Here is a 23,362-nt window from a genome sequence, read left to right as displayed (position 1 = left end):
GGGTGGTTTGAATAATATACTTGACGAACATAACTAAATAACTAATTATTTAGTTATGAAAACCATCTTGCAGATTCCATCTGAATGGGCAGATACCTCGAAACTGTTCATCGCCCTGGGCGATGAACAGCGCCAGCGCATACTGCTGGCCTTTGAGCCCGATGAGCGCCTCAACATCGGCCAGATCGTGGCCGCCTCGACCTTGAGCCGCACCGCAGTGAGCCATCATCTGCGCGTATTGCGCGAAGCAGGCGCGCTGCAAAGCGAGAAAATCGGCAAGGAAGTGTTTTTCCATATTAATAAAAAGATGATGACAGAAGCGCTTGAGGGCGTGCTGGCTTACATCAAGACTACGATCTGAAGGGAGATTTCATGCTGGCCAAGGTATTAAAACTGCTGTGCGGAATAGTGTTTCGGGTTGAAGTGCGGGGCAGGCAACATCTGCCGTCGCAAGACCAGGAACAGCAAAAGCTGCTGATTGTGGCCAACCACGAATCGTTTCTTGATGGCCTGCTGCTCGGACTGTTTTTGCCATTGAGGGCGACCTTTGTGGTGCATACCACCGTGCTGCAGAGCCCGCTGTTCCGGCTGATTCTGCGCATGGTGCCGCATCTGGCGGTCGACCCCAGCAATCCACTCGCCATGAAGAAAATCATCCGCCTGCTGGAGGCAGGGGAGAACGTAGTGATTTTCCCCGAAGGCCGCATCACCCTGACCGGCAGCCTGATGAAAGTGTATGACGGCCCGGGCTTCGTCGCCGCCAAAACTGGCGCCACCATCCTGCCAGTACGGGTGGATGGCGCCGCCCGCAGTTACTTCAGCCGCCTCTCCGGTGGCAATTATCCACGCCAGCTTTTCCCCAAGGTATCGCTCACCATTTTGCCGACCACTCACCTCCCTATGCCAGAAGCCGCCAACGCCAGAGCACGCCGAAAGCTGGCTGGTGAGGGCATGCGCGACATCATGCAGGATATGCTGTTCAAGTCGCGCCCGGTCAAAACCTTGTTTGGCTCGCTGCTGGACGCCATTTCCATTCATGGCCGCCGCACGCGGCTGGTGGAAGACATGCAGCAGATTGAAGAGTCGTATGGCGATCTTTTGAAAAAGAGCCTGGCGCTTGGGCGCCTTAGCGCCAAGATCACCAGCCCTGGTGAAACCGTAGGCGTGCTGATGCCGAATGTGACCAATACCATCTGCCTTATCTTTGGTATGAGCGCCTTCAGGCGCGTGCCCGCCATGCTGAATTACACGGCGGGCAGCTCGGGGCTGCAGAATGCCATCATCGCCGGTAATATCCGCACCGTCATCTCCTCACGCAAATTCATCTCCGCCGCCAAGCTGGAGGAGACGGTAGCAGGTTTGGAAAATGTGCATCTGGTCTATCTGGAGGATTTGCTGCCCAGCCTGAGCGGTTGGGACAAGCTGTGGCTGATAGGCTTTGCACTATGGTTGCCGCGACTGGCCGTGCCGCATGCCACCCCCCACGATCCGGCCGTGGTGCTGTTCACTTCAGGTTCCGAAGGGAAGCCCAAGGGCGTGGTGCATTCGCATCACAGCATCCTCTCAAATATTGCCCAGATTGCCGCCATCATCGATTTCTCGCCTGCCGATAAATTCATGATGGCACTGCCGCTGTTCCATGCCTTTGGCTTTACCTGCGGTGCCATCATGCCGCTGGTCACCGGCAGCAAGCTGTTTGTCTACCCATCGCCGCTGCATTACCGCGTTATTCCGGAAGTGATTTACGACCGTGGCTGCACGGTGCTGTTCGGCACCAGTACCTTTCTTGGCAACTATGCCAAATTCGCGCATCCCTATGACTTCTACCGCTTGCGCTATGTAGTCGCTGGCGCAGAAAAACTGAATGAAGAAGTCCGCAAAGTCTGGGCCGATAAATTCGGCATTCGCATTCTGGAAGGGTATGGCGCCACCGAGTGCGCGCCCGTGCTGGCGGTCAATACACCCATGGCAAACCAGACCGGTAGCGTGGGCCGCATGCTGCCCGGCATGGAAACCCGGCTGGAAAGCATCCCCGGCATAGAGCAAGGCGGGCGTTTACTGGTGCGCGGCCCCAACGTCATGCTGGGCTATTACCTGTATGACCAGCCAGGCGTGCTGCAAACACCCGCGGATGGCTGGTATGACACCGGCGATGTGGTGGATATTGATGCCCAGGGCTTTATCCGCATTCTGGGCCGGGTAAAGCGCTTTGCCAAAATTGCCGGCGAGATGGTGTCGCTGGAAACCGTGGAGGCCCTGGCACATGCAGCCTCGCCCGAACATCAGCATGCCGCTAGCACCCAGCCGGATGCGCAGCGTGGTGAAAACATCGTGCTGTTCAGCACCGATAGCAGCTTGACCCGCGATAGCCTGCAGGCCGCAGCCCGCAAGCTGGGGAGTCCGGATCTGGCGGTGCCGAAAAAAATCATTACCCTGGAAGCCCTGCCTTTGCTGGGGACAGGCAAAACCGATTACGTGACATTGCGTACCATGGCAGCCGAAGCATGAGCCGAATAAGGCTGTGACCCGCAATAAAGCTCCATCCTTTGTCGATGCAGGCTTAAGTCACCCTTAACCATTTAAGCCATCCATTCAAGCCAACCATAAAAATCAGGGAGTTTGCATGCATTCCACCTCCACCCCATCGGCGATTCCCGCGCGCGGCATGACCGCCGTCCTCATCGCCCAGTTTATTTCGGCCCTGGCGGATAACGCCTTGCTGTTCGCCGCGATTGCGCTGCTTAAATCGCAATCCGCCCCAGGTTGGCAGCTGCCCTTGCTGCAGGAGTTTTTTGTCGTAGCCTTTATCGTGCTCGCCCCTTTCGTCGGTCCACTGGCCGATGCGTTGCCCAAAGGCCGCGTGATGCTGATTGCCAATGGCATGAAGTTCATTGGTGCGGCTGCCATGCTGTGCGGCCTGCACCCCCTGCTGGCATACGGCATGGTCGGACTGGGTGCTGCCGCCTATTCCCCAGCCAAATACGGCATTCTCAGTGAGTTGGTCGGGCCCCAACACCTGGTCAAAGCCAATAGCATGATGGAAGGCTCCACCATCGTCGCCATTCTGCTGGGCGCCGTATTGGGCGGCTGGCTGGCAGATCACTCCGTCACCGGAGCGCTCGCCGCCATTGCTGCCTGTTATCTGGTCGCGGCCGTCGCCAATCTCTTCATTCCACGCCTGCCTGCCGCCCATGCCCTGAGCCGGGTATCGCTGCCAGCATTGGTCAGGGATTTTGTCATCGCCACCAGCACGCTGCTGAAAAATCCGGACGCGCGCTTCTCGCTGATAGGCACCAGCATATTCTGGGGGGCAGGTAGCACCTTGCGCTTTCTGCTGGTGGCCTGGGTGCCAGTGGCGCTGGGCATTGCCGATCTCAGCACTCCCGCCAACCTGAGTGGCGGTGTCGCCATCGGCATCGCGCTCGGCGCATTTGCCGCCGCCCGCTATGTACAGCTGCATTCGGTGAATCGTGCCTTGCCCGCTGGCGTGCTGATCGGTTTACTGATTGTGGGCTTTGCCTACGTGTCCAATCTTTACCTGGCGATAGCCGCGCTGATACTGATCGGCGCTTGCGGTGGTTTTTATGTGGTGCCGCTGAATGCCTTGCTGCAGGAACGTGGCCACGCTACGGTAGGGGCAGGGCACGCCATTGCCGTGCAAAACCTGTTTGAAAATATCTGCATGCTGCTGATGGTAGGCCTGTATACCATCCTGGAAAAAGAAGGCATGCCTGCCATCCATTCCACCGTAGCCGTTGGTCTGGTGGTCTTTGCCGCGATTGGCCTGCTGGCAGCGCAACGACTGTGGCAAAAAAAGTAGGCGCTGTCTGACAGCGATTTCAGCCACGCGCTGAATGTTGAACGGAAGAGGTCCCGTTACATTGAGCGGGTGTAAATACCCCCTCAATTCGCGACTGGAGAATAAATCATGAATAAAATCGTCAGTGTCCTCTGCCTCTGTTCCTTCATGCTGTTGACCGCCTGCAATACCATGAGCGGCGCCGGCAAAGACATTCAGAAGGGCGGCGAAGCCCTGGAAAACTCCGCAGACAAGAATAAAGGCTACTAACCCCCACGTGCATCATGAGGGGATTCTCATGAAAATCATGAGCTCCATTTCATGACTAACACAATGCAAGCCGCTCTACAGGAGCGTACAGTTTGTCTCACGTTAGAAGCATGTGAGTGCATCGGACGAAAACTAAACGAAAGGAGAAACGACTATGTGGACCAAGCCAGAAGCTACCGAAATGCGTTTCGGTTTTGAAGTAACCATGTACGTTTGCAATCGTTAATATTAACGTTGCGATCACATGAACGGGAGCCAAGTGCTCCCGTTTTTATTTGCATGACGTACATCTGCCTGTCGTCAGAGCCTGCCGACCAATATCCTTTGCAGCGATGGGAAAACCTCCCTGTTGCCCTCTGAATCTCCCCCCATCTTCGCTTTGCCGCTAAAATGCCAAGGCAGCATCCCATAATCTCAGGAGATTAAGCATGAACCCTTGCAACCGTTGGCTCACCTTTGCTGGACGAGTATTGCTGTCACTGATTTTCATCATTAGCGGCCTGGGAAAAGTCGCCGCGCCCGATGCCACCATAGGCTATATCAGCAGCGTAGGGGCGCCGTTTCCCGAGGTGGCTTATGCGATCGCCCTGGTGGTAGAGCTGGGCCTGGGCCTGGCATTGCTGTTGGGCTTCAAGGCAAAGTTTGCCGCGGCAGGTATCGCCATTTTTACGCTGGCGGCAGCCTTGCTGTTTCATACGGATTTCAGCAATCAGATACAGCTGGTGATGTTCATGAAAAACTTCACCATCATTGGCGGTTTGCTGCTGATCGTGGCTTATGGCGCGGGTGGCTTCAGCCTGGATAATCGCAAGTAAGCCTCATTCATTTTTTATAAGTAACGCCGCAGGACACGGTCATGACAACGCTATTTATTTCACATGGTGCGCCTACCCTGGCAATGGATCCGGGGAAGACCGGTGAGATGTTGCATCAGCTAGGCCTGTCATTGCCGCGTCCGCGGGCCATTCTGGTGGTATCGGCACATTGGGATACGCCAGAACCGCGCGTCAGCTTTGTCCAGCAACCGGAGACCCTGCATGACTTCAGTGGTTTCCCCAAAGCCATGTATGACATGCATTATCCGGCACCTGGCTGCCCGCCATTGGCAGAAAAAGTGGTGGAGTTGCTGACGGCGGCCCAATTCAACATCCAGCGCGACCCCAAACGCGGACTCGACCATGGCGCCTGGGTGCCCTTGATGCTGATGTATCCCGATGCCGATATTCCGGTAACCCAGCTTTCCATCCAGGGCCATCGCGATCCTGCCAGCCACTACCGCATGGGGCAGGCGCTGGCATCGCTGCAGGATAGCGGCGTCATGCTGCTATGCTCGGGTGCCATCACCCACAATCTGCGTCACCTGTTTGAAGTGCAGCGCACCACCAGCTCCCTGGCCTATGTCACGGAGTTTGCCAACTGGGTGGGGGATAAGATTATCGACAAGAACGATGAGGCTCTGCTGAATTATCGTGCGCAGTCGATCAATGGCGTACTGGCGCATCCGGAAGAAGATCACATCCTGCCGCTGTTTGTGGCGCTGGGAGCGGCACGAGGCCCCGCGGTACGTTATCAACCCGAGCACACTTATGGGTTTCTGGCGATGGATGCTTACGCCTGGGCGGCCTAGCCAGACAAAACACCGCAAAAAAACAAAGCCGCTTAAAAGCGGCTTTTTGATTAATCCAAAAAATCAAGGTGCCGGAGCCGCCGTTGGCAAAGGAAAGCCGTGCGGCAGCAATACCCAGATCTTGCCGCGCTGTTTCATGGCACCCGCTTGCCGCCCCGCATCATTGCCCGCACCCCAGAAAAAGTCAGCACGCACGCCACCTTTGATGGCACCGCCCGTGTCTTGCGCCATCATCAGGCGATTAAGTGGCTTGCTGCTGTTGGGGTAAGTGGTAGACAGGAATACCGGCGCGCCCAGTGGCACAAAGCGTGGGTCTATCGCCACCGCACGCTCGGCCAGGATAGGCACCCCCAGTGCGCCCAGCGGGCCAGGCAGGCCCGGTGGCAATTCACGGAAAAAGACATAACTGGGGTTGCTGTTGAGCAGCTCGCGCAACTTGTCAGGATTGTTGCTTGCCCAGTTTTTGATGCCCTGCATGGACGCCTTGTCCGCGGTCAATTCCCCACGCTGTATCAAGAGCTTGCCTATGGACTGGTAGGGGAAACCATTCTGGTCGGCATAGCCCACATGCACCTGCTCGCCATTGTCCAGGCGTATCACGCCTGAGCCCTGAATCTGCAGGAAAAACAGCTCGACAATATCATCCACCCAGAACAGCTCGCGCCCACGCAAGGGGCCCTGCGGGGATTCAATCTCGCCCCGGTCATAATAGGGAATCAGCTTGGTGCCCACTACGCGGCCACGTACCCGCTTGTTGGCAAGCTCGGGGAACAGGCTCGTCAACTCTACCGTAATCAGATCATCCGGCCGACTGTAAAGCGGATAGCGATAGGCGGCTGTCGGCAGGCGGCTGCCACGCAACAAGGGCTGATAGTAGCCGGTAATCAGGCCTTCCTCGGTGCCATCCACATTGGTGGTCTGGTAGACATCAAAGTAGGTTTGCAGGTAACTGCGGATGCTGGCCTGATCTGGATTCACCATGTTCTGGGCAGCGGCGCAGGCAGCTTGCCAGGGCTGGCGTGTTTTCAGGGTGGAGCAACTCTGCAGCCAGGCAGGCCAGGCTTGCACGAGGTTGTCCTGCTCAAGCGCACTTAATGCATCCCAGCTGGAAGGCTTCAGCAGGCCGTAATCTGGAATCTTGGGCGCTGTTGGTTTTTCCGGGGCGGGCTTGGGCTCTTCCGGCAAAGGAATCGGCAATGCGGGGCAATCGCACGCAGGCTTGGGGCTGGGCTGAGCAGGCTTTTGCGGCTGGCTGCCGCAGGCGGTCAGCAATAAAGCCAGTAAAACGATCAAACGAGCATGCATGCGTAAACCTTAATGCAGAACGCGGGGGGTGGAAAGGGTAAAGGCGGGAATCTCAGCCTCGAATTCGGTACCGTCTTCCGCCACCAGCTGATAGCTGCCACGCATGAATCCGACCGAGGTACGCAGCACGGTGCCACTGGTGTACTGGAATTGCTGACCAGGTTTCAGCGTCGGCTGTTCGCCCACCACGCCCGGGCCACGCACTTCCTGCACCGACTCATCGGCATCGGTAATGACCCAGTGCCGGCTGATGAGCTGGGCGGTTTCGGTGCCGGTATTGATAATGGTCACCGTGTAGGCAAAGGCATAGCGTGGTTCGGCTTCATCGGATTGATCCGGCAAGTAGGCACTCACTACGCTGACGGTAAACTGGTAACGGCGGGATGACTCCACGCTTATCCAATCATGCCGGTGGTTGGGGAGCTGGGCGTCGCCGAGTAAAGTTTTTTCGGCATGCGCCCGGCCAGATAAGCTTCACGCCCGGCTTCCACGGCTTTTTTCATGGCACTCGCCATCAATACTGGATTGTGCGCACCGGCAATCGCGGTGTTCATCAGGATCCCCTGGCAGCCCAGCTCCATGGCAATGGCTGCGTCCGATGCCGTACCCACACCCGCATCCACCAGCACGGGCACTTTGGCGTTTTCGATGATGATCTGCAGATTCCATGGATTGAGAATCCCCATGCCAGAGCCAATCAGCGAGGCCAGCGGCATGACTGCACAGCAACCGATTTCTTCGAGCTGCTTGGCGATGATAGGGTCATCCGAGGTATAGACCATGACGTCAAAGCCTTCTTTCACCAGGGTCTCGGCAGCCTTAAGGGTTTCAACGACATTGGGATACAGCGTGGTCGGGTCGCCCAGCACTTCCAGCTTGACCAGCTTGTGACCATCCAGCAGCTCGCGCGCCAGACGCAAGGTACGCACGGCATCGTCCGCCGAGTAACAGCCCGCGGTATTCGGCAGGTAAGTGAATTCTTCCGGCGGCAAGTATTCCAGCAGGGAAGGCTCACCAGCATGCTGGCCGATATTGGTACGGCGGATCGCCACGGTGATGATTTCGGCACCGCTGGCATCAATCGCCGCGCGGGTTTCGGTAAAGTCCTTGTACTTGCCTGTGCCCACCAGCAGTCGTGACTGATAAGCCTTGCCAGCAATATTAAGTGTATCCATAACGCGTTAACCGCCTCCTACAGCGCCTACGATTTCAAGTTTATCCCCGTCCTTCAGGGCTGTTTCGGCAAACAGGCCGCGTGGCACGATGTCGCCATTACGCTCTATCGCCAGACGCTTGCCCGTGAGGCCCAGGGTTTGTACCAGCTCAGCCACCGTGAGGGTTGCCACATCGAACTGCCGGGGATTACCGTTGATCGTCAGATGAATCAATTGAATTACAGCCTACTCTTTAGTAAAACCGGGATAGGGGGACCGCTGTTTAAAAAACCGCGAAGAAACGCTATTTTACGTAGGTTCATGGGCAATTAGCAAATCATCCACACTCGCATCCGCCCCTTGGGCGATCGCTTGAACAAGAGCACTTTTAGACGCGTGCTGCATTGTTTGTTCATCGGTTTTTTCGATTAAGCTTGAACAGAATAGTCCATGCATTACACGAGTAATTGGCTTGACGCTATATCCCCAAGGATATAGTCTTCGCCAGAGTTGGGGCGCATCGCACGCTCCTTCATGACAACAGACCAAGGCCCAAACATCAACGTGTCTCAATCGCCCTCTTCGAAGTCTGCCGCATTATTTCAGGAAGCGCTCAACGCTGAAGCGAGACAGGACTATTTTGAGGCCTTGAGCAAATACACCGCCTCGCTCTCCCTCGACGGCAATCAAGTCCCCACCTGGGTGCGTATCGGCAAGATATTCCTGCGTACCATGAAATACCAGCAAGCGCGCGAGACCATGGAATTTGTGCTGGGCATGGATCCGCACAATGTGGATGCCATTTACGGCCTGGCGATTTCGTATTTTTACCTGGGCAAGCTGGAAGAAGCCCGCGCCTTTATTGATCAGGCGGTAGAGATGCAGCCGGATAACGCGACCTACGCCATAGACCGCGCCAATATCTACTCCATCAGCCAGCCCGACCCCGAACGCAAGCGCCAGCTTTACCAGGCCTGGGGCCAGCGCTTTGCCGACCCACTGGCCCGTCAGAGCCCGCCACTGCTGAATAACCGCAACCCGGATCGCGTGCTGAAAGTAGGCTATGTATCCGGCGACATGCGCGACCATGCCATCGCTTTTTTCATGGAGCCCGTCTTCCGGCATCATGACCCGTCACAAGTGGAAGTGCATGTGTTCTCCACCGCGGTGCAGGAGGACGACACCACCGCCCACCTGAAGTCTCTGGTGCCACACTGGCATGATGTGTCCAAGCTGGACGACGATGCCTTGTTCAAACGGATACGGGCCCTGCAGATCGATGTGCTGGTTGACCTCTCCGGCCATACTTACGGTCACCGCCTCTACGTATTCGCCCGCCGCGCCGCACCTGTGCAGGTAACCTGGCTGGGTTATATGGGCGGCACGCTGGGCATGCAGGCCATGGATTACCGCCTGACGGATTACAGTGCGGATCCGATTGGGCATGAATCCTATTATCTGGAAAAGCTGTATCGCCTGGCATGCATGGCCAGCTATATTCCGCCAGCCCATGCCCCTTTGGTGGAAATTCCACCCATGCTGCAGGGCAATCCGCCCACCATCGGCTGTCTCAACAGCTCGCGTAAAGTCACCGATCACATGCTGCGATTATGGAAACGCATCATGGAACGACGCCCTGACATCCAGCTTCTGCTGCATGTGCAGGAAAACAGCATCGACGATGCTATCCACACCATAGAGCCACGTCTGGTCGAGCTGGATATGCCGCTGGATCGGATTATCGTCTCACCCATGGTACCGCTGGATGAGTTCATGGAACGTGGGAGCCTGGTAGATGTGGCGCTGGATACTTCGCCGGTGTCAGGTGGCACCACCACCCTGCATACACTCTGGATGGGCTTGCCGGTGGTAACGCTGGATGCAGACGAAGCAGTCTCTTCCGCCACGGCATGCACACTGACCGGCCTGGGGTTCAGCGACTGGATCGCCCAAAGCGATGACGACTATATCGAGATCATACTGAGATTACTGGATGACCCCGAGCAGCTTGCATCCATGCGAAGCGTTATTCGCGCGCGCATGCTGGGCAGTGTATTGATGGATTACCAGACACGCTGCACCGAGCTGGAAACAGCCTATAGCAGGCTTTGGCATAACTACCTGCTGGGTGAACACCTGTTTCAGGACTTTCAGGTGGCGACCCCCGCGCAGGAAGAAAAAATGGCGGCCTTGCGGGCCAGTGGCAGCCCTGCCAAAGGATAATGCATGTCCCATCCCCAAGGCATCCCATTACTGGTTCCCCAACTGCCCGACCGGCTGGCACTGCAACCCTTTCTGGACAGGATAGATCTTAGCCGCCACTACTCCAATTTTGGTCCCTTGGTACAAGAGCTGGAACAACGCCTGGCGACAGACTATTCCACCCACGCATCGCTGCCCCTTGAGGTGGTGACCGTCAGCAACGCAACCGCGGGACTTGAGCTGGCACTGAGCAGCCTGGAGTTACCGCCGGGGTCACGTGTGCTGGTGCCGGCGCTCACCTTTGTCGCCACCTTGACCGCCATTTTGCGCGCGGGCCATCTGCCGGTGATTTGCGATATTGATCCTGACAACTGGTTATTGACCCCAGACATTGCGGACGACTGCATGCGGGAAAGCAATTGTCAGGCGGTCATTGCGGTGGCGACCTTCGGCCAGGCGCAGGACACGCGAGCCTGGAGTGCATGGCAGCAGCGCCATGGCGTACGGGTGATTATCGATGCGGCAGCGGCCTATGGCTCACAATGGGTAGAGGCGGTGGATATTCCGGTCGTTTTCAGCATGCATGCCACTAAATCGCTGGCGGCAGGGGAAGGCGGCTTTGTGGTGACGGGCCAAACCGGTCAGCGCCGCATGATCAAGGAATTGAGCAATTTCGGCATTAATCTCAGTCCGGATACGGATCATCCGGTGGGCCACCTCAGTTACGCCGGCACCAATGCCAAACTATCCGAATATCACGCAGCAGTCGGGCTTGCCAGCCTGAATAGCTGGCAAGCGCAGGCGGACCTGCGGCATGCCGTGTTTCTGCAATACCGGCAAACCCTGCAACAAACGTGCGGTGATGCATTGATCTGGCAACAGGGGCCAGCTCCCGCCGCTCCCACGACGTTCAGCGTGCGGCTGGGGAGCAGTGGGCGTCGCAGCAAGCTTGAGCAGCTATGCGCCGCCAGCAGGATCAGCACCCGACGCTGGTATCAACCCTTGTTGCATCAGCATGCGGCCAAGGTGGGCCCGATTGTGCACCTGCCCACCCCCACGGCAGAAGCGGTAAGTGCAGACCTGATTGGCCTGCCATTTTTCCCCATGCTGACCAAGGGGCAAATGGCAGAAGTGAGCCAGCATGTGGCCATGGCGGTGACCGCATGAGCCTGCCAATCAAGCGCATCCACGGCCAGGGTTTTCATGAAACCGAACGCTTTGCGTCGACGGGCATGGCCTTCAAAGGCACGTTCCACAAGGCACCCGCTCAAATACCCCTAAATAAATCCGGTATATTGTCGATAACAAATTTAAAGACGACAATAAATTCAGACTCTTCCTTCTCACTCTATAAATCGTATAAAGGTCGCTATGAGCACAATTGAAACATTCATCGAAAAATTCAATGAAGCAGTGGATTTTCAGGAGCCTGTCGAGGTATCGGCAGATACCAGACTGGAAACCTTGCCCGAATGGGATTCGCTCGCAGCGCTGGGGGTAATCGTGATGTGCGATATGGAATACAAAAAAACCATCACCGGCAATGATCTTTCCAGCTGCCAGACCATCACCGATATTTATAAATTGGTTGCCTAAGCCATGGCTCAATCCGTCCTCCACAATGTCCGCTACCGTGGACTTACCACGTGTGTCCCGGAACGTGCTTTCTCCAATGTGCAGGATTGTCCGCCGGAGCAACGCTCTGAACGTGAACGCCTGGTTCGCAATATTGGGATAGAAACCCGTCGGGTTTGCCTGGAGGGCGTGGTATTTTCCGATTTGGCCCTGGTCGCTGCTGAAAAACTGATTGCCGGCCTGGGGTGGGAAAAGTCATCGATTGACGCCCTGATTGTGGTGACACAATCGCCGGATTATCCGATTCCGGCCACGGCGATCATTCTGCAGGACAAGCTTGGCCTGCCACATAGCACCATCGCATTTGATATCAACCTGGGATGCTCAGGATACGCTTATGGACTGTTTACCCTGGGCTCCATGCTGTCTGCCCATGGCTTGAAACGCGGCATCATGCTGGTGGGCGATAAATCCTCCAACCCGCTGTCGCTGGACAACGGCCTGCTCTCGCTGTTTGGCGATGCTGCCACCGCCACCGCCCTTGAGTTTGATGAAACCGCGCAACCCATGTATTTCAATATGGGGAGCGATGGCAGCGGCCATAAAGCCATCATTATCGAAGCGGGTGGTCAACGCGTGCCCATACAGCCGCACCATCTGGAGCGCCTGCCCGGTGCCGATGGTATCTCGCGCAAGGGCACTGACGTGATTCTGGATGGCCCCTCCATTCTCAATTTCTCGATACGCGAAGTACCTGTCTCGGTTGCACAGCTGGTTGAATTCTCGCCATTCAGCCTGGAAGACATTGATTATTTTGTTTTCCATCAGGCCAACCGCATGATCAACGAAACCATACGCAAAAAACTGGGCCTGCCAGCCGAAAAAGTCCCCATGTCGCTCAAGGATTTTGGCAACACCAGTTCGGCATCGATTCCGGTCACCATCAACACGCGCCTGCAAGAAGCACTGGCCCAAGGCCCTCAGCGCCTCTTGCTGTCTGGGTTTGGCGTAGGATTATCCTGGGCATCCTGCATTCTGAACATTGAGAACGCTTATCTTCCACCCTTGATTGAAATATGAGCGAACTCAACCTTGAAGCATTCAGCCTGCATGGTAAGCGGGTATTGGTCACAGGCGCTTCGTCCGGACTAGGACAAGCCGTGGCGATTGGCGTCGCCGCCGCTGGCGCCCAGGTAGTGCTCACCGGACGCGATAGCGCACGCCTGGAAGAAACCCGCGCCGCCATGACGGGTGAAGGGCATATCTGCGTGGCAGCTGACCTTACCAGCGCCGAGCAGCGTGCAGCCTTGGTAAGCCAGGCGGGCGTGATTGATGGCCTGGTACATAGTGCAGGCACGGCTGCGGTGCGACTCTTTCGCCAGATTGATGAAGACTTCATCCACCGCGACTTCAGCATCAATCTGGATGCGCCCTTGCTTCTTACCCAGCAATTACTGGCCAAGAAACAAATTGCCCAAGAAGGCTCCATCGTTTTCATAGGCTCTATTGCTGCCCATATCGGCACCAAAGGGTCCAGTGTCTACTCCGCCAGCAAGGCTGCATTGCGTCCAGCAGGGCGTGCCCTTGCTCTGGAAGTGGGGCCAAAACAACAGATACGCGTGAACTACATGGCGGTGAGCTACATTGAAACGCCCATGCTGAAACGCCTGGCTGAACAAGGCATGGGCGGCAGCATGGCCACCGTGACCGAACCACCCTTGGGAAAAGGCGTGCCGGAAGATGTCGCCAACAGCGCCGTGTTCCTGCTCGCCCCGGCTTCGCGCTGGATTACGCGCGCCACCCTGTATGTAGATGGCGGCCTGACTTGCCAGATTAGTGCCCAATAATCATGACCCAGATCAACAATCCTTTTTCCATGGCGAACAAACGCATTCTGGTCACCGGCGCCTCATCAGGCCTGGGCCGACAGATTGCCATTTCCTGTGCAGCGGCTGGCGCTACCCTGATTATCTGTGGCAGAAATCCGGAACGCCTGCAGGAAACCCTGAGCCAACTGGCAGGCAGCGGTCACGTCACCATACTCGGCGACTTGACCACTGATGACGCCATCACCGCCACCGTCGAGCAGGCTGGCAACATCGACGGCGTGGTGCATTGCACCGGTATTTCCATCCCCATGCCAGCCCGCATGGCCAAACGCGAATTCATAGAGCGCCTCTACAACATCAATGTGTTCACGCCGCAATTGCTCACCAACCAGCTGCTGGCGAAGAACAAGATCAACAAGGATGGCGCCGTTATCTTCATGTCTTCCACAGCAGCCGTGCGAGGCGTACACGGCACCAGTATTTATGCCGGCACCAAGGCCGCCCTGATTGCCGCCGCCCGTTGCCTGGCACTGGAAACCGCCAAACGCGGCATCCGGGTGAACTGCCTGGCACCCGACCTGGTAGAAACCCCCATGCTGCATGGTTCCGGCGCCAATATGCCTACTGGCGAATGGCTGGATCAGCAGCGGGCCATTCATCCTCTGGGTCTGGGGACGCCGGAAGATGTCGCCAATGCCGCCATTTTCTTCCTCTCGCCTGCCAGTCGCTGGATCACCGGTACCACGCTGATCATGGATGGCGGGATCACCCACTGATGATGAGCTGACCTAGCGCATGAAAAATTTAATCATTATTGGCGCCAGTGGGTTTGGTAGAGAAGTATTGATGATGGCCATTGATAATCCATCCCACCAGCTGGACTGGGTGATCAAAGGCTTTCTGGATAACCGCCCCGGCATTCTGGATGGCTTTGCAACCCACGCGGCAGAATTGCCTGACGCCATGGACTATACGGAAGAAAAACGGCTGCGTTACCGGCGTGATTACCCGGTGCTGGGGGATCCCTTGAGTTATGTGCCAGAAGCAGACGATGTCTTTTTGTGCGCCATAGGCAACCCGGCGGATCGTCGAAAATATACGGAACCCCTGATTGAAAAAGGCGCACAATTTATACGGCTGGTCCATCCGCTGGCAGCAGTCTCCACCTTTGCCGCGATTGGCAAAGGCAGCATCATCGGCCCTTATGCCAGTTTGTCGCCGGATAGCCGCATCGGCCAGCATGTGACCGTCAGCAGCTACACCGCGATTGCCCACGATACCGAGGTGGCCGACTGGGTGGAAATCGGCGCCCACTGCCTGATTGCAGGGAATGTAAGCATTGCCAGCGGCGCCCGCATTCACCCAGGCTCGGTCGTTACTGCCAAATCCCGTATAGGGGAAAATGCCGTCGTCGCGGCGGGCAGTGTTGTCTTCAAACATGTTTCTGCCAATACCACGGTTATCGGAAATCCAGCCCATCGATTCGACTGGAAACCGGAAACCAATAGCGAAAGCAAAGCCCTATGAGCGCATTACCAAAACCCGATAACGCCACCCAGCTGGCCCGCGATAACCTGCTGAAGATCCATGCCCGTTGCCAGGAAGACCGGCATGCCTACTTCCCGGAAACGGCAGGGGAACTGATTAACAATACCGCCGAATTGCGCGTGATTGTCTTCAGTACCCGCGGCCTGGGCTTTTGCCAGCAGCTGGACCAGATTGAAGCGGCGGTGCGCCTGAAAGGGGGGCGCATTGAAGCCTTGGTGCATGATGTGGATGACAAGGACAACCTGCAAAATCCGCATATCGCCGGATATACCCAGCTGACCGCCGATACTTTTTTTGCCAATCCGGGAGCATACAAAGGCTGCCTGATTGTTGACCGCACCTGCACCTGGTATCCGGGCATCCGCTACAAAGTCCGGCTCAAGCAAGCGGGCTTTACCGTATTGCGCGTTGAGCAATTCCTCAATGCACCGGGGCTGGAAGCCGCGGGTGGCTCTTATCGCCTGCATGCGGATGTCATGCTGGAGCGCTTTGATGAGTTCCTGGCGCTGGAACGCCACTGGGTCGATGATCTTTCGCTGCAGACCTACTACTACACGCTCGCCGCCTTCATCAGCATGAATCACCAGTATTTTGCTTTCCACTGTGGTGATTATCGCCAGCGTTACTTTTCGCCTGACATTGATCTCAAGTTGAATGCACAGACCGTCTATGCCGACTGCGGCTCACATGATGGTCAGGAAGTCCTGATTTTTGCCGAGCGGGTTAAACACCAATTCAAGGCAGTACACGCCTTTGAGCCCGACCACACCAACTTTATCAATCTCTCCAACAATATCGCCAACTACACGGCACGTCATGGCGCCAAGCCAATTTACTGCCATGAGCTCGGCGTGTTTGATCGCAATGCCTATCTGTATGCAGAAGGTTATGACTCTGGTGTCACCATCACCGATCAGGCGTCTTCCTCCGGCTTTGGCCTGCATGTGTGCCGCCTGGACGATATGCTGGACGAGCTGACCCACTTGCGCCTCGAAATTGAGGGGGCTGAACTGGAAGCCCTGCACGGCGCTAACCAGCTGATTTTGAAAAACCGGCCGACCCTGACCGTATCTGCCTATCACAAGGCGACCGATTTCCCTGATCTGCTCAAGTACATAGAAGAAACCGGGCTGGATTACCAGTTATCGCTCCGTCACCAGTCGCTGGAGCCGGGCGTGTTATGCATCTACGGCGTGTGATCTTGCCTCAAGAGGATATCGTGCCAGCATGCGCCCCTTATTAAGCCCACAGCATTACACGTCGAAAGCATGGTTCGACACGGAGCTAAAGACGATTTTCAATCGTCTGTGGCTACTGGCTGGCGTTACCCCCATGCTGCAAAAGCATCTTGATTATCGAACGCTCACCCTCGCTGGCAAGCCTGTCGTGCTGCAAAACCATGGCGGGGTGATACGGGCGTTTTCCAATATCTGCCGTCATCGCATGGCACGCATACAGTCAGAAGAGTTTGGCAACCGCGGCCTGGTGTGCCCTTACCATCACTGGTGTTATAACCAGGATGGCCAGCTTACGCATACGCACAAAGATCACAAGGTATTCAATTTTGCCGCGGAGGAAACGCAAGACATACGGCTCGCGCAATACCCGGTAAAAGTGATTGGCAGCCTGATTTTCGTCAATCTCAGTGAAGACCCCTTGCCGATGGAAGAGCAGTTTGATGCGCATACCGTATCTCTGCTGGAAACCTATACCGGGCAAATGGATTCTGCGTTCATTTACACGCGGTATGAAGGGGACTTCAACTGGAAAACCGGCATGGAAAATATCAAGGATGCCTTGCATGTGCCCTGCCTGCATAAATCCACCTTTCCCAAGCATTTTCGGGTCGATATTCCCAGTGACCCGTCCATTCAGGGCAAGGACGCCATTTACCAGTCGCAGAACGCCAGTTTGCCGCAAGCCACCACCATAGGCGGCATTGCCATGCAGTCCGCCCCCGAACTGGACTGGCAGACTCTGGTCACGCATCTGGATAGCAAGGGGCGCTACCAGACCTTCCATCTGTTCCCCAATGTCAACCTCATGATCGTGGATGGCACCTCGTTTGCGATTCAAACCTATAACCCACTCGCTGCTGACAAAACAGAAATGCACATGATGGTGGCACTCACCCGCCCACTGGCAGACTTCCCGCACAAGCCGGTGGTGCTGTGGGAGCATTTGCTGAGTGACATGACCGTTTTGCAGGAAGACATCGAGTGCTTGGAAGCTTTGCAGCGCAATCTGGCGTCCAGCGATAGTGATTTCATCCACGGGGCTTATGAAACGGGCATTCTTGATTTTCATGCTGCCTATCTGGCCCAGACAGGCGCCTCCGAGCCCACCCCTGCCCGATGAAAAAACTGCTGATTTTTGGTGAAAGTGCCTCACTCGCCCGCCTTGTCCATGAAATAAAGCACGCGGCTTTATACGACATCGTGGGTATCGTGGTCGCGAATGCCACCACGGCAACGCGACATGGCATCCCGCTGTATACCCTGGCCACACTGCCGGCCTTCGACAAGCAAGACGTCAGTGCCTTTATTGCCGGGGATGAGCAGCATCTCAACCAGCAACGGCTGGCGGCTTATATGGATGTCAAACGGATGGGCTACGCGATTGCGGCCATCTGCAGCTCCACGGCGTCAATCGCAGATGGCGTGAAGCTGCGCGAAAATGTCTTCATTGACCATGGCGCACGCGTTCTCGCCCCCGCCAATATAGGCGCCAATGCCTGGATTATGCAGGGAGCCCAGATTGATGCGGATGCCAAGATTGGCAGCTCATGCTGGATAGGCGCGCAGAGCGTCATTTCAGAAGGCGCCTCCATAGGGAAAAACTGCACCTTGGCTCAGGGCGTCGTCATTGGCCCCGGCGTGGTGTTACCCGCATGGTCCACCATCCATTATCCAACCACGCTGACGGCATCGCCCCCCAACGCCGTGTTCCTGGATGCGCGCTTTCGGTCCCCGGTCTATTTTTTCCAAAAATAATGACGCCTTTTTCGACACGCTAATCGCTCCCATGACAAATGCCCCTCACATCTATTGCGATCCTGCCATTTTTGCCCGCGAGCAAGCCGAGCTTTTCGCCCAGCAATGGCTATATGCGGGATTGACGCATGAGCTGGCAGTGCACAACGATTTCGTGCGGGTAAATCTGGCCGGGCGTGATGTGATCATTCAGAATCTTCATGGCGATCTGCATGCCTTTATCAATGTCTGCAGCCACCGGCATTCCATCATCCATGACACCCCCTGTGGCAATCGGCCATTGACCTGCCCATACCATGGCTGGCACTACAACGCAGAGGGCACCCCGGTCGGCATTCCATGCAAAAAAGCGTTTCCTGCCGTTACCGCCAATCCTCAGGCCTTCAATCTGCAAAAACTGGAAGTAGCAAAGGCGGGGGATTTTGTGTTCGTGCGCATGAACCCCGGAGAGTCCGACCTGCCCACGTTTCTGGGGGATGCCTATGATTTCCTGACCAAGGTATCGGCGGGGCTCGATCAATGTATTGATACCCACGAATCCCATATTCAGGCGAACTGGAAAATCGTGATCGAAAACTCCCTGGAGGGATATCACGTGCCCCTGGTGCATCGCTCCAGTCTAGCAAAAGCCACCGAAATACAGTTCAGCCAGGAGACTGAAGACTCGCTGGAATTTATGCCGCCCACCGGTCACAGCTCCGTCAATAACAAGGCGAATAAGAAGTGGCTGGAACGCTGGTCGCGCTACCAGAAAGACATAGGCCAATGGCCTTTTATGTTCGAGCACTACGTACATAGACTGGTATTTCCCAATCTGACCGTTACCTCTTTTCTGGGATACAGTTTTCACGTCCAGCATTTCCGCCCGAATGGCGTTGACTCCACCACCGTCTATTCCAAGATATTTTCTGCCAAATTCGATAATCAAACGCCACGCGGCAAAATCATCATGCAGTCCATCATGAAGGAAAACATACACTTCACCCATCTTATCTTTCAGGAAGACAAGCTGGCATGTGAGCGCACCCAGCAAGGGTCGGCACAGGCTACACGCCCATCCATCCCTGGCGAGATCATAGAACAGCGGGTTTCCGATTTTCGTAAGACATACGCGCGCTTGCAACCACTCGAATAACACTGGTGCTGTAGCGGCCTGCCAGGCCCCAGGCAGGCTATGTAAGGATTCTCCGACAATTAATTCAGTCCGCTCCGACTACCTCCCTGCGCTCCCGCCCTCTAATCTGAACACTCACCAAGCAGTATTCCTCTCTCATTAAAAGCAAAGGAGATCAGCATGAACTGGGACCAAGTAGAAGGTAACTGGAAACAACTGAAGGGTAAGGTGCGTCAGCAGTGGGGCAAGCTCACCGACGACCAGTTTGAACAGATCAAGGGCAACCGCGAAATGCTGTCAGGCAAGTTGCAGGAGCTTTACGGTATTTCCAAGGAAGAAGCCGAAAAACAGATTGAAAGCTTTAGCCGGGACTCTACCTGGCATTAAGCCGTAAGGAGCGTGCATGCAGACTCATCATCTGATTCGCCATGCCAGCCTGCTCCTGTTGCTGATTGGCGCGGTCGCCCATGCGGCCCCCATCAGCAAACCCAACTATGAAGCGGGCAAAGTGCGCGTGCAGGAGACTTATCAGCAGGAGAAAGCCCTGTGTGACCATGTGAGTGGCAATGACAGCGAAGTCTGCCTTGAGCAGGCGCGGGCCAACCGCAATATTCAGCTCGCCGAGCTGGAAGCACAGTTCAAAGGCAGCCAGGCGGCCTGGATAGAAGCCGAGCAGGAAAAAGCAGAGTCCAATTACAACGTCGCCAAGCAAACCTGCCAAGGCATGATAGAAGAGGACACCAAGCGCGTATGCATCCGCAAGGCGAGGGGTGAGCGCGACAGTGCATTTACCGCCATCGCCGCCGAACGCATGCCTGACAACCGCACCGAAGCCCAGCTGGATGATGCCCTCAAGAAATGTTCAGCCTTGAGTGGCAATGAACAGAATGCCTGTCGCGAACAGGCAAAAAAACGCTACGGCAAAAGCTGAGTCCATTATCATCGAATACACGCCAAGCGTGAGCCCAGCCAATAAATATGCAGGATTCGTTTGCAACGACACCAGCCCGCCATTTAGAATACGACCCCATGCGGGCGTAGTTCAATGGTAGAACGCTAGCTTCCCAAGCTCGATACGCGGGTTCGATTCCCGTCGCCCGCTCCAGTCTCTTTTTAAGAGATTGTTTCTAAGACCTATTCTCTAGTTTTTCTTGTGTAGTGGCACACCGGAGTGGCACACACATGAAATTACCTTCCTATCTCCGCTTGTCCAAGCATCGGATTTATATTTTCCGTCGTCGCGTCCCACAGAACCTTCTCCAATGGTTCCCCTCCAATGAAATCCGTATCAGCACAAGAGAAGTTAGTCGTCCGATGGCTATAATGAAATCGAGATGGCTTAGCTTGGAGCTAGATAATTTATTTAATTACTTGGAGATGCCTATGACAACGCTTTCGCCCGCTTCTGATAATGATCGCTTAATGAGCTTGGTCCGAGCAAAACTACTCTCTCTCAAAGATGATCGTATCGCGGAGCTTGAAAGCGAAGCAAAACTTAATGAACTCAAAAGAGCAATGCTTCAAGGTAGGATTTCAGCTCTCTCAGAGAGAGGTCCTATATCTCCAAAGACAAAGAAAATCACTCTCAAGGAATCTATTGAGTTATTTTTACATCCTGATGAGATCACAAGACGCAAAGACAAAATAGCTACGGTTAGAAAAAATCGAGACTCCTTAAATCTCCTGATGGAAATTATTGGGGAGTCTTTGCCCATTTCAGACTTGAATCAATCAGCAGCGGTAAAGTTTGCAAATGCGTTGAAAACATATAAAACGATAAAACCGAGATCTGAAAATACTATTAATGGATATTTATCATCATTAAGCAAATTTAGCACTTGGCTAACTACTTATTTAAGTGAATACGGCCATGCCAAAGTCGAGACTGAGGGTTTAAGGCATCGGCGAAAGAAAAAAGCTTCTGAGGAAAGGGAAGAGTTCCATACGGATGAGGTAGTAACTCTACTTCAAAGTATGGATTTGACGGCTAAAGCAAAAGATCTCTCAGTCTATTGGGTCATACTCATAGCCGCCTATTCTGGGATGCGGCTTGAAGAAATAGCCCAACTTGATCCTCTAAATGATATTAGAGAGGAGAATGGGATTTGGATTTTTGATATAAACCAAAATGATGGCAAGTCATTGAAAAATCTTACATCTATTAGAAAAATCCCTGTCCACAGCTTCTTAATTTCCGCAGGATTAATAGATTATATAGATGAATTGAAAGCCAAGAAGGTTAATGTAATGTTCCCAAATGAAACTATTCGCGACGGCCGCTTGGGGAAAAACTTAGGAAAGCGCGCAAATAGAAAAATTAAAAACACTCTAGGCCCCAAAGGAGCAGGTAAATCATTGCATTGTTTCCGTCATACCTTTGCTACCGTTTTAAAACGAAAAAATGTTCCTGAAGTTTTCACTGCCGCACTTTTGGGTCACAACTCGGGGAACATTACATATACTCGATACGGTAAGGATTACGAAATGACTATACTTAAGGAAAATATTGAATTGGTCCAATACTTAACGAAGTAAATTGGTAAAATCTTTATATTTCATATAGTTAAAATACTAAATGCAAGGTAAATGCAAGGTAAATGCAAGGTAAATGCAAGGTAAATGCAAGGTAAATGCAAGGTAAATGCAAGGTAAATGCATACCTTTTGATGCTGTAATGAAGTCCTAGAAATTAAGCATTCCACCCCAAACCATACGTGAGAAATTTTTCCGAGAAATTTATAAAAATTTCTTATACTTCGATATGCAATTAGCTAACTCAACTGTTAGGGAAATTTAGGCTTTTACCTAGTTACCGGTAAAAGAGAGATAACCCAATGGCGCCTCAATCTATGCCGTTGGGGGTATTTCCTAACTGTTATAGCCGAGATTTGGCTTTCCATTCTTTGAGCATATAAATTCATGCCTTGCATAAAATTATCCTGAAGGCGGGCAAAGAATCCTTCAGACATACTGAAGAGTTCATCCAATCGTTTAGAAATATCGGGGTTGATTAAAATGCGGCCAATCAATATCTCATCAACTTCATGAGGTGAAACCCCTATCTCATCGGCAAGAGCCCTAGGGGACAGCCCACACGGCCTCATGAACTCATGCCGCAATATGAAACCGGGATGTATAGGTTTAAGGTATTTCCTCATAGCACTCCCATAATTCAAGTAGGTCATTCGCTAGAGTGCTTAGCCATCACTCGTTGCACCTGCCCTAAGCGCCAGATTCCCCCTCTAGGGGCCGGGACACCAATATTGTTCAGTTCTTCTGCCATTTTTCTCTGGCTGAGTTGCCGAGCCAACATATTATCAAAAAGAGGTTTTACTTTCTGAGCAAAGGCTTCAGCAGCTCTTCTTCTCTCCTCCACATTTGAGCGCAGATTCTGTGGCCCGGCTGTTCCCAATTTAACACCTCTTTTTTTGGCGATAGCTAAAGCTTCCTTTGTTCGTTGGCTGATTCTTTTTGCTTCGTATTCTGCAAAGGCAGCCATGACATGAATCGTAAGCTCGTTAGCCTCTGGCATATCACATGCCACAAACCGGACTTTAGACTCCATTAAGCCCGAAACAAAGTGCACATTTCTGGCAAGCCGGTCCAGCTTGGCAATAATCAACGTGGCATTATTTTTTCGACATGCCGCGAGTGCAGCTTTAAGTTGAGGACGTTTTGATAGGGCATCAGAACCCTTACCTGTTTCAATCTCTAAAAATTCATCCAAAAGTGTCGCATTCCGTGACCTCATGAAACTCTTAACCGCATCCTGCTGGGCCTCCAGTCCAAGTCCTGAGGCTCCTTGCCGCGCGGTGCTTACTCTGATGTAACTAATAATTTGCATACTCATCCATGACTACATATCTAAACCAACGTTTAATATGTAGTCATGATATAATGCCTCCATGAAAAAACAAGGAATAAATGAAGCCACAACCTGACTATA

At 54.2% G+C, this 23,362-nt stretch carries 27 protein-coding genes and 1 tRNA gene; 22 read left to right on the top strand and 6 right to left on the bottom strand.

Annotated features, from left to right (window positions below; translation table 11 throughout):
• The first annotated feature begins 55 nt into the window (after positions 1-55).
• From ACWWD9_RS00690 to ACWWD9_RS00660, 7 genes are all read left to right on the top strand, one after another.
• The gene (locus ACWWD9_RS00690) at positions 56-361 is read left to right on the top strand and encodes an ArsR/SmtB family transcription factor (protein WP_013443476.1); all 306 of its coding nucleotides are present in this window, start codon (positions 56-58) and stop codon (positions 359-361) included.
• An 11-nt stretch (positions 362-372) separates the two neighbouring features.
• Entirely contained in the window at positions 373-2,508 is a 2,136-nt protein-coding gene (aas, locus tag ACWWD9_RS00685) for a bifunctional acyl-ACP--phospholipid O-acyltransferase/long-chain-fatty-acid--ACP ligase (protein ID WP_455867408.1), read from the top strand.
• Between the two features lie 115 nt (positions 2,509-2,623).
• Positions 2,624-3,820, top strand: coding sequence for a lysophospholipid transporter LplT (gene lplT / locus ACWWD9_RS00680; protein WP_455867407.1), 1,197 nt, complete (start codon positions 2,624-2,626; stop codon positions 3,818-3,820).
• Positions 3,821-3,928: 108 nt separating this feature from the next.
• On the top strand, positions 3,929-4,069 hold the full coding sequence (locus tag ACWWD9_RS00675; RefSeq protein WP_455867406.1) for an entericidin A/B family lipoprotein: 141 nt from the start codon (positions 3,929-3,931) through the stop codon (positions 4,067-4,069).
• A gap of 154 nt (positions 4,070-4,223) precedes the next feature.
• Positions 4,224-4,295 carry a pyrroloquinoline quinone precursor peptide PqqA gene (pqqA, locus tag ACWWD9_RS00670; RefSeq protein ID WP_013440845.1) on the top strand — a complete coding sequence of 24 codons (72 nt, stop codon included), beginning with the start codon at positions 4,224-4,226 and terminating at the stop codon, positions 4,293-4,295.
• 202 nt (positions 4,296-4,497) lie between these two features.
• A complete protein-coding gene (locus ACWWD9_RS00665; RefSeq protein ID WP_013443480.1) occupies positions 4,498-4,884 on the top strand; it encodes a DoxX family protein in 387 nt (128 codons plus the stop codon).
• A gap of 41 nt (positions 4,885-4,925) precedes the next feature.
• Entirely contained in the window at positions 4,926-5,696 is a 771-nt protein-coding gene (locus tag ACWWD9_RS00660) for a DODA-type extradiol aromatic ring-opening family dioxygenase (RefSeq protein ID WP_455867405.1), read from the top strand.
• 63 nt (positions 5,697-5,759) lie between these two features.
• On the opposite strand, the gene mltA is transcribed toward ACWWD9_RS00660, so the two are convergent.
• From mltA to thiS, 4 genes are read right to left on the bottom strand one after another with little or no spacing between them, the layout of a single operon-like run.
• Complete coding sequence (mltA, locus tag ACWWD9_RS00655) at positions 5,760-7,001, bottom strand: murein transglycosylase A (RefSeq protein ID WP_015831214.1); 1,242 nt, start codon at positions 6,999-7,001, stop codon at positions 5,760-5,762.
• A 9-nt stretch (positions 7,002-7,010) separates the two neighbouring features.
• Positions 7,011-7,394 (bottom strand): Co2+/Mg2+ efflux protein ApaG, encoded by a 384-nt coding sequence (gene apaG, locus ACWWD9_RS00650; protein ID WP_013443483.1) that lies wholly within the window; start codon positions 7,392-7,394, stop codon positions 7,011-7,013.
• Between the two features lie 2 nt (positions 7,395-7,396).
• Positions 7,397-8,176, bottom strand: a complete 780-nt coding sequence (locus ACWWD9_RS00645; RefSeq protein ID WP_013443484.1) for a thiazole synthase — start codon at positions 8,174-8,176, stop codon at positions 7,397-7,399.
• A gap of 6 nt (positions 8,177-8,182) precedes the next feature.
• On the bottom strand, positions 8,183-8,389 hold the full coding sequence (gene thiS, locus ACWWD9_RS00640; protein ID WP_013443485.1) for a sulfur carrier protein ThiS: 207 nt from the start codon (positions 8,387-8,389) through the stop codon (positions 8,183-8,185).
• A gap of 300 nt (positions 8,390-8,689) precedes the next feature.
• On the opposite strand from thiS, the gene ACWWD9_RS00635 reads away from it, so the two are divergent.
• From ACWWD9_RS00635 to ACWWD9_RS00565, 15 genes are all read left to right on the top strand, one after another.
• Entirely contained in the window at positions 8,690-10,378 is a 1,689-nt protein-coding gene (locus ACWWD9_RS00635) for an O-linked N-acetylglucosamine transferase, SPINDLY family protein (RefSeq protein ID WP_455867404.1), read from the top strand.
• A gap of 3 nt (positions 10,379-10,381) precedes the next feature.
• A complete protein-coding gene (locus tag ACWWD9_RS00630; RefSeq protein WP_455867403.1) occupies positions 10,382-11,524 on the top strand; it encodes a DegT/DnrJ/EryC1/StrS family aminotransferase in 1,143 nt (380 codons plus the stop codon).
• 204 nt (positions 11,525-11,728) lie between these two features.
• Positions 11,729-11,953: an acyl carrier protein gene (locus tag ACWWD9_RS00625; protein ID WP_455867402.1), complete on the top strand. Its 225-nt coding sequence runs from the start codon at positions 11,729-11,731 to the stop codon at positions 11,951-11,953.
• Positions 11,954-11,956: 3 nt separating this feature from the next.
• The gene (locus ACWWD9_RS00620; protein WP_041362464.1) at positions 11,957-13,012 is read left to right on the top strand and encodes a ketoacyl-ACP synthase III; all 1,056 of its coding nucleotides are present in this window, start codon (positions 11,957-11,959) and stop codon (positions 13,010-13,012) included.
• A complete protein-coding gene (locus ACWWD9_RS00615; RefSeq protein WP_455867401.1) occupies positions 13,009-13,779 on the top strand; it encodes an SDR family NAD(P)-dependent oxidoreductase in 771 nt (256 codons plus the stop codon). The genes ACWWD9_RS00620 and ACWWD9_RS00615 overlap by 4 nt, the downstream gene beginning before the upstream one ends.
• A gap of 2 nt (positions 13,780-13,781) precedes the next feature.
• Positions 13,782-14,537 carry an SDR family NAD(P)-dependent oxidoreductase gene (locus ACWWD9_RS00610; protein ID WP_455867400.1) on the top strand — a complete coding sequence of 252 codons (756 nt, stop codon included), beginning with the start codon at positions 13,782-13,784 and terminating at the stop codon, positions 14,535-14,537.
• A 19-nt stretch (positions 14,538-14,556) separates the two neighbouring features.
• The gene (locus ACWWD9_RS00605) at positions 14,557-15,288 is read left to right on the top strand and encodes an acetyltransferase (protein ID WP_455867399.1); all 732 of its coding nucleotides are present in this window, start codon (positions 14,557-14,559) and stop codon (positions 15,286-15,288) included.
• Positions 15,285-16,508: an FkbM family methyltransferase gene (locus ACWWD9_RS00600; protein WP_455867398.1), complete on the top strand. Its 1,224-nt coding sequence runs from the start codon at positions 15,285-15,287 to the stop codon at positions 16,506-16,508. The genes ACWWD9_RS00605 and ACWWD9_RS00600 overlap by 4 nt, the downstream gene beginning before the upstream one ends.
• 28 nt (positions 16,509-16,536) lie before the next feature.
• Positions 16,537-17,667 (top strand): aromatic ring-hydroxylating oxygenase subunit alpha, encoded by a 1,131-nt coding sequence (locus ACWWD9_RS00595; protein ID WP_455867397.1) that lies wholly within the window; start codon positions 16,537-16,539, stop codon positions 17,665-17,667.
• Complete coding sequence (locus ACWWD9_RS00590) at positions 17,664-18,302, top strand: DapH/DapD/GlmU-related protein (RefSeq protein WP_455867396.1); 639 nt, start codon at positions 17,664-17,666, stop codon at positions 18,300-18,302. The genes ACWWD9_RS00595 and ACWWD9_RS00590 overlap by 4 nt, the downstream gene beginning before the upstream one ends.
• Before the next feature lie 31 nt (positions 18,303-18,333).
• Entirely contained in the window at positions 18,334-19,437 is a 1,104-nt protein-coding gene (locus ACWWD9_RS00585) for an aromatic ring-hydroxylating oxygenase subunit alpha (protein WP_455867395.1), read from the top strand.
• A 159-nt stretch (positions 19,438-19,596) separates the two neighbouring features.
• Complete coding sequence (locus ACWWD9_RS00580) at positions 19,597-19,803, top strand: CsbD family protein (protein WP_013443497.1); 207 nt, start codon at positions 19,597-19,599, stop codon at positions 19,801-19,803.
• A gap of 16 nt (positions 19,804-19,819) precedes the next feature.
• Positions 19,820-20,347 carry a hypothetical protein gene (locus ACWWD9_RS00575; protein WP_455867394.1) on the top strand — a complete coding sequence of 176 codons (528 nt, stop codon included), beginning with the start codon at positions 19,820-19,822 and terminating at the stop codon, positions 20,345-20,347.
• A 100-nt stretch (positions 20,348-20,447) separates the two neighbouring features.
• Positions 20,448-20,521: transfer RNA gene (locus ACWWD9_RS00570), tRNA-Gly, on the top strand.
• A 77-nt stretch (positions 20,522-20,598) separates the two neighbouring features.
• The gene (locus tag ACWWD9_RS00565) at positions 20,599-21,951 is read left to right on the top strand and encodes a tyrosine-type recombinase/integrase (RefSeq protein ID WP_455867393.1); all 1,353 of its coding nucleotides are present in this window, start codon (positions 20,599-20,601) and stop codon (positions 21,949-21,951) included.
• Positions 21,952-22,217: 266 nt separating this feature from the next.
• On the opposite strand, the gene ACWWD9_RS00560 is transcribed toward ACWWD9_RS00565, so the two are convergent.
• On the bottom strand, positions 22,218-22,574 hold the full coding sequence (locus tag ACWWD9_RS00560) for a HigA family addiction module antitoxin (RefSeq protein WP_455868120.1): 357 nt from the start codon (positions 22,572-22,574) through the stop codon (positions 22,218-22,220).
• A gap of 23 nt (positions 22,575-22,597) precedes the next feature.
• The gene (locus tag ACWWD9_RS00555; protein WP_455867392.1) at positions 22,598-23,260 is read right to left on the bottom strand and encodes a recombinase family protein; all 663 of its coding nucleotides are present in this window, start codon (positions 23,258-23,260) and stop codon (positions 22,598-22,600) included.
• Between the last annotated feature and the right edge of the window lie 102 nt (positions 23,261-23,362).

The sequence above is a fragment of the Methylovorus sp. SPW-M1 genome, assembly GCF_053848825.1.
Note: the sequence above shows the minus strand (reverse complement) of the source record. Positions and strands in the feature narration are given on the sequence as shown.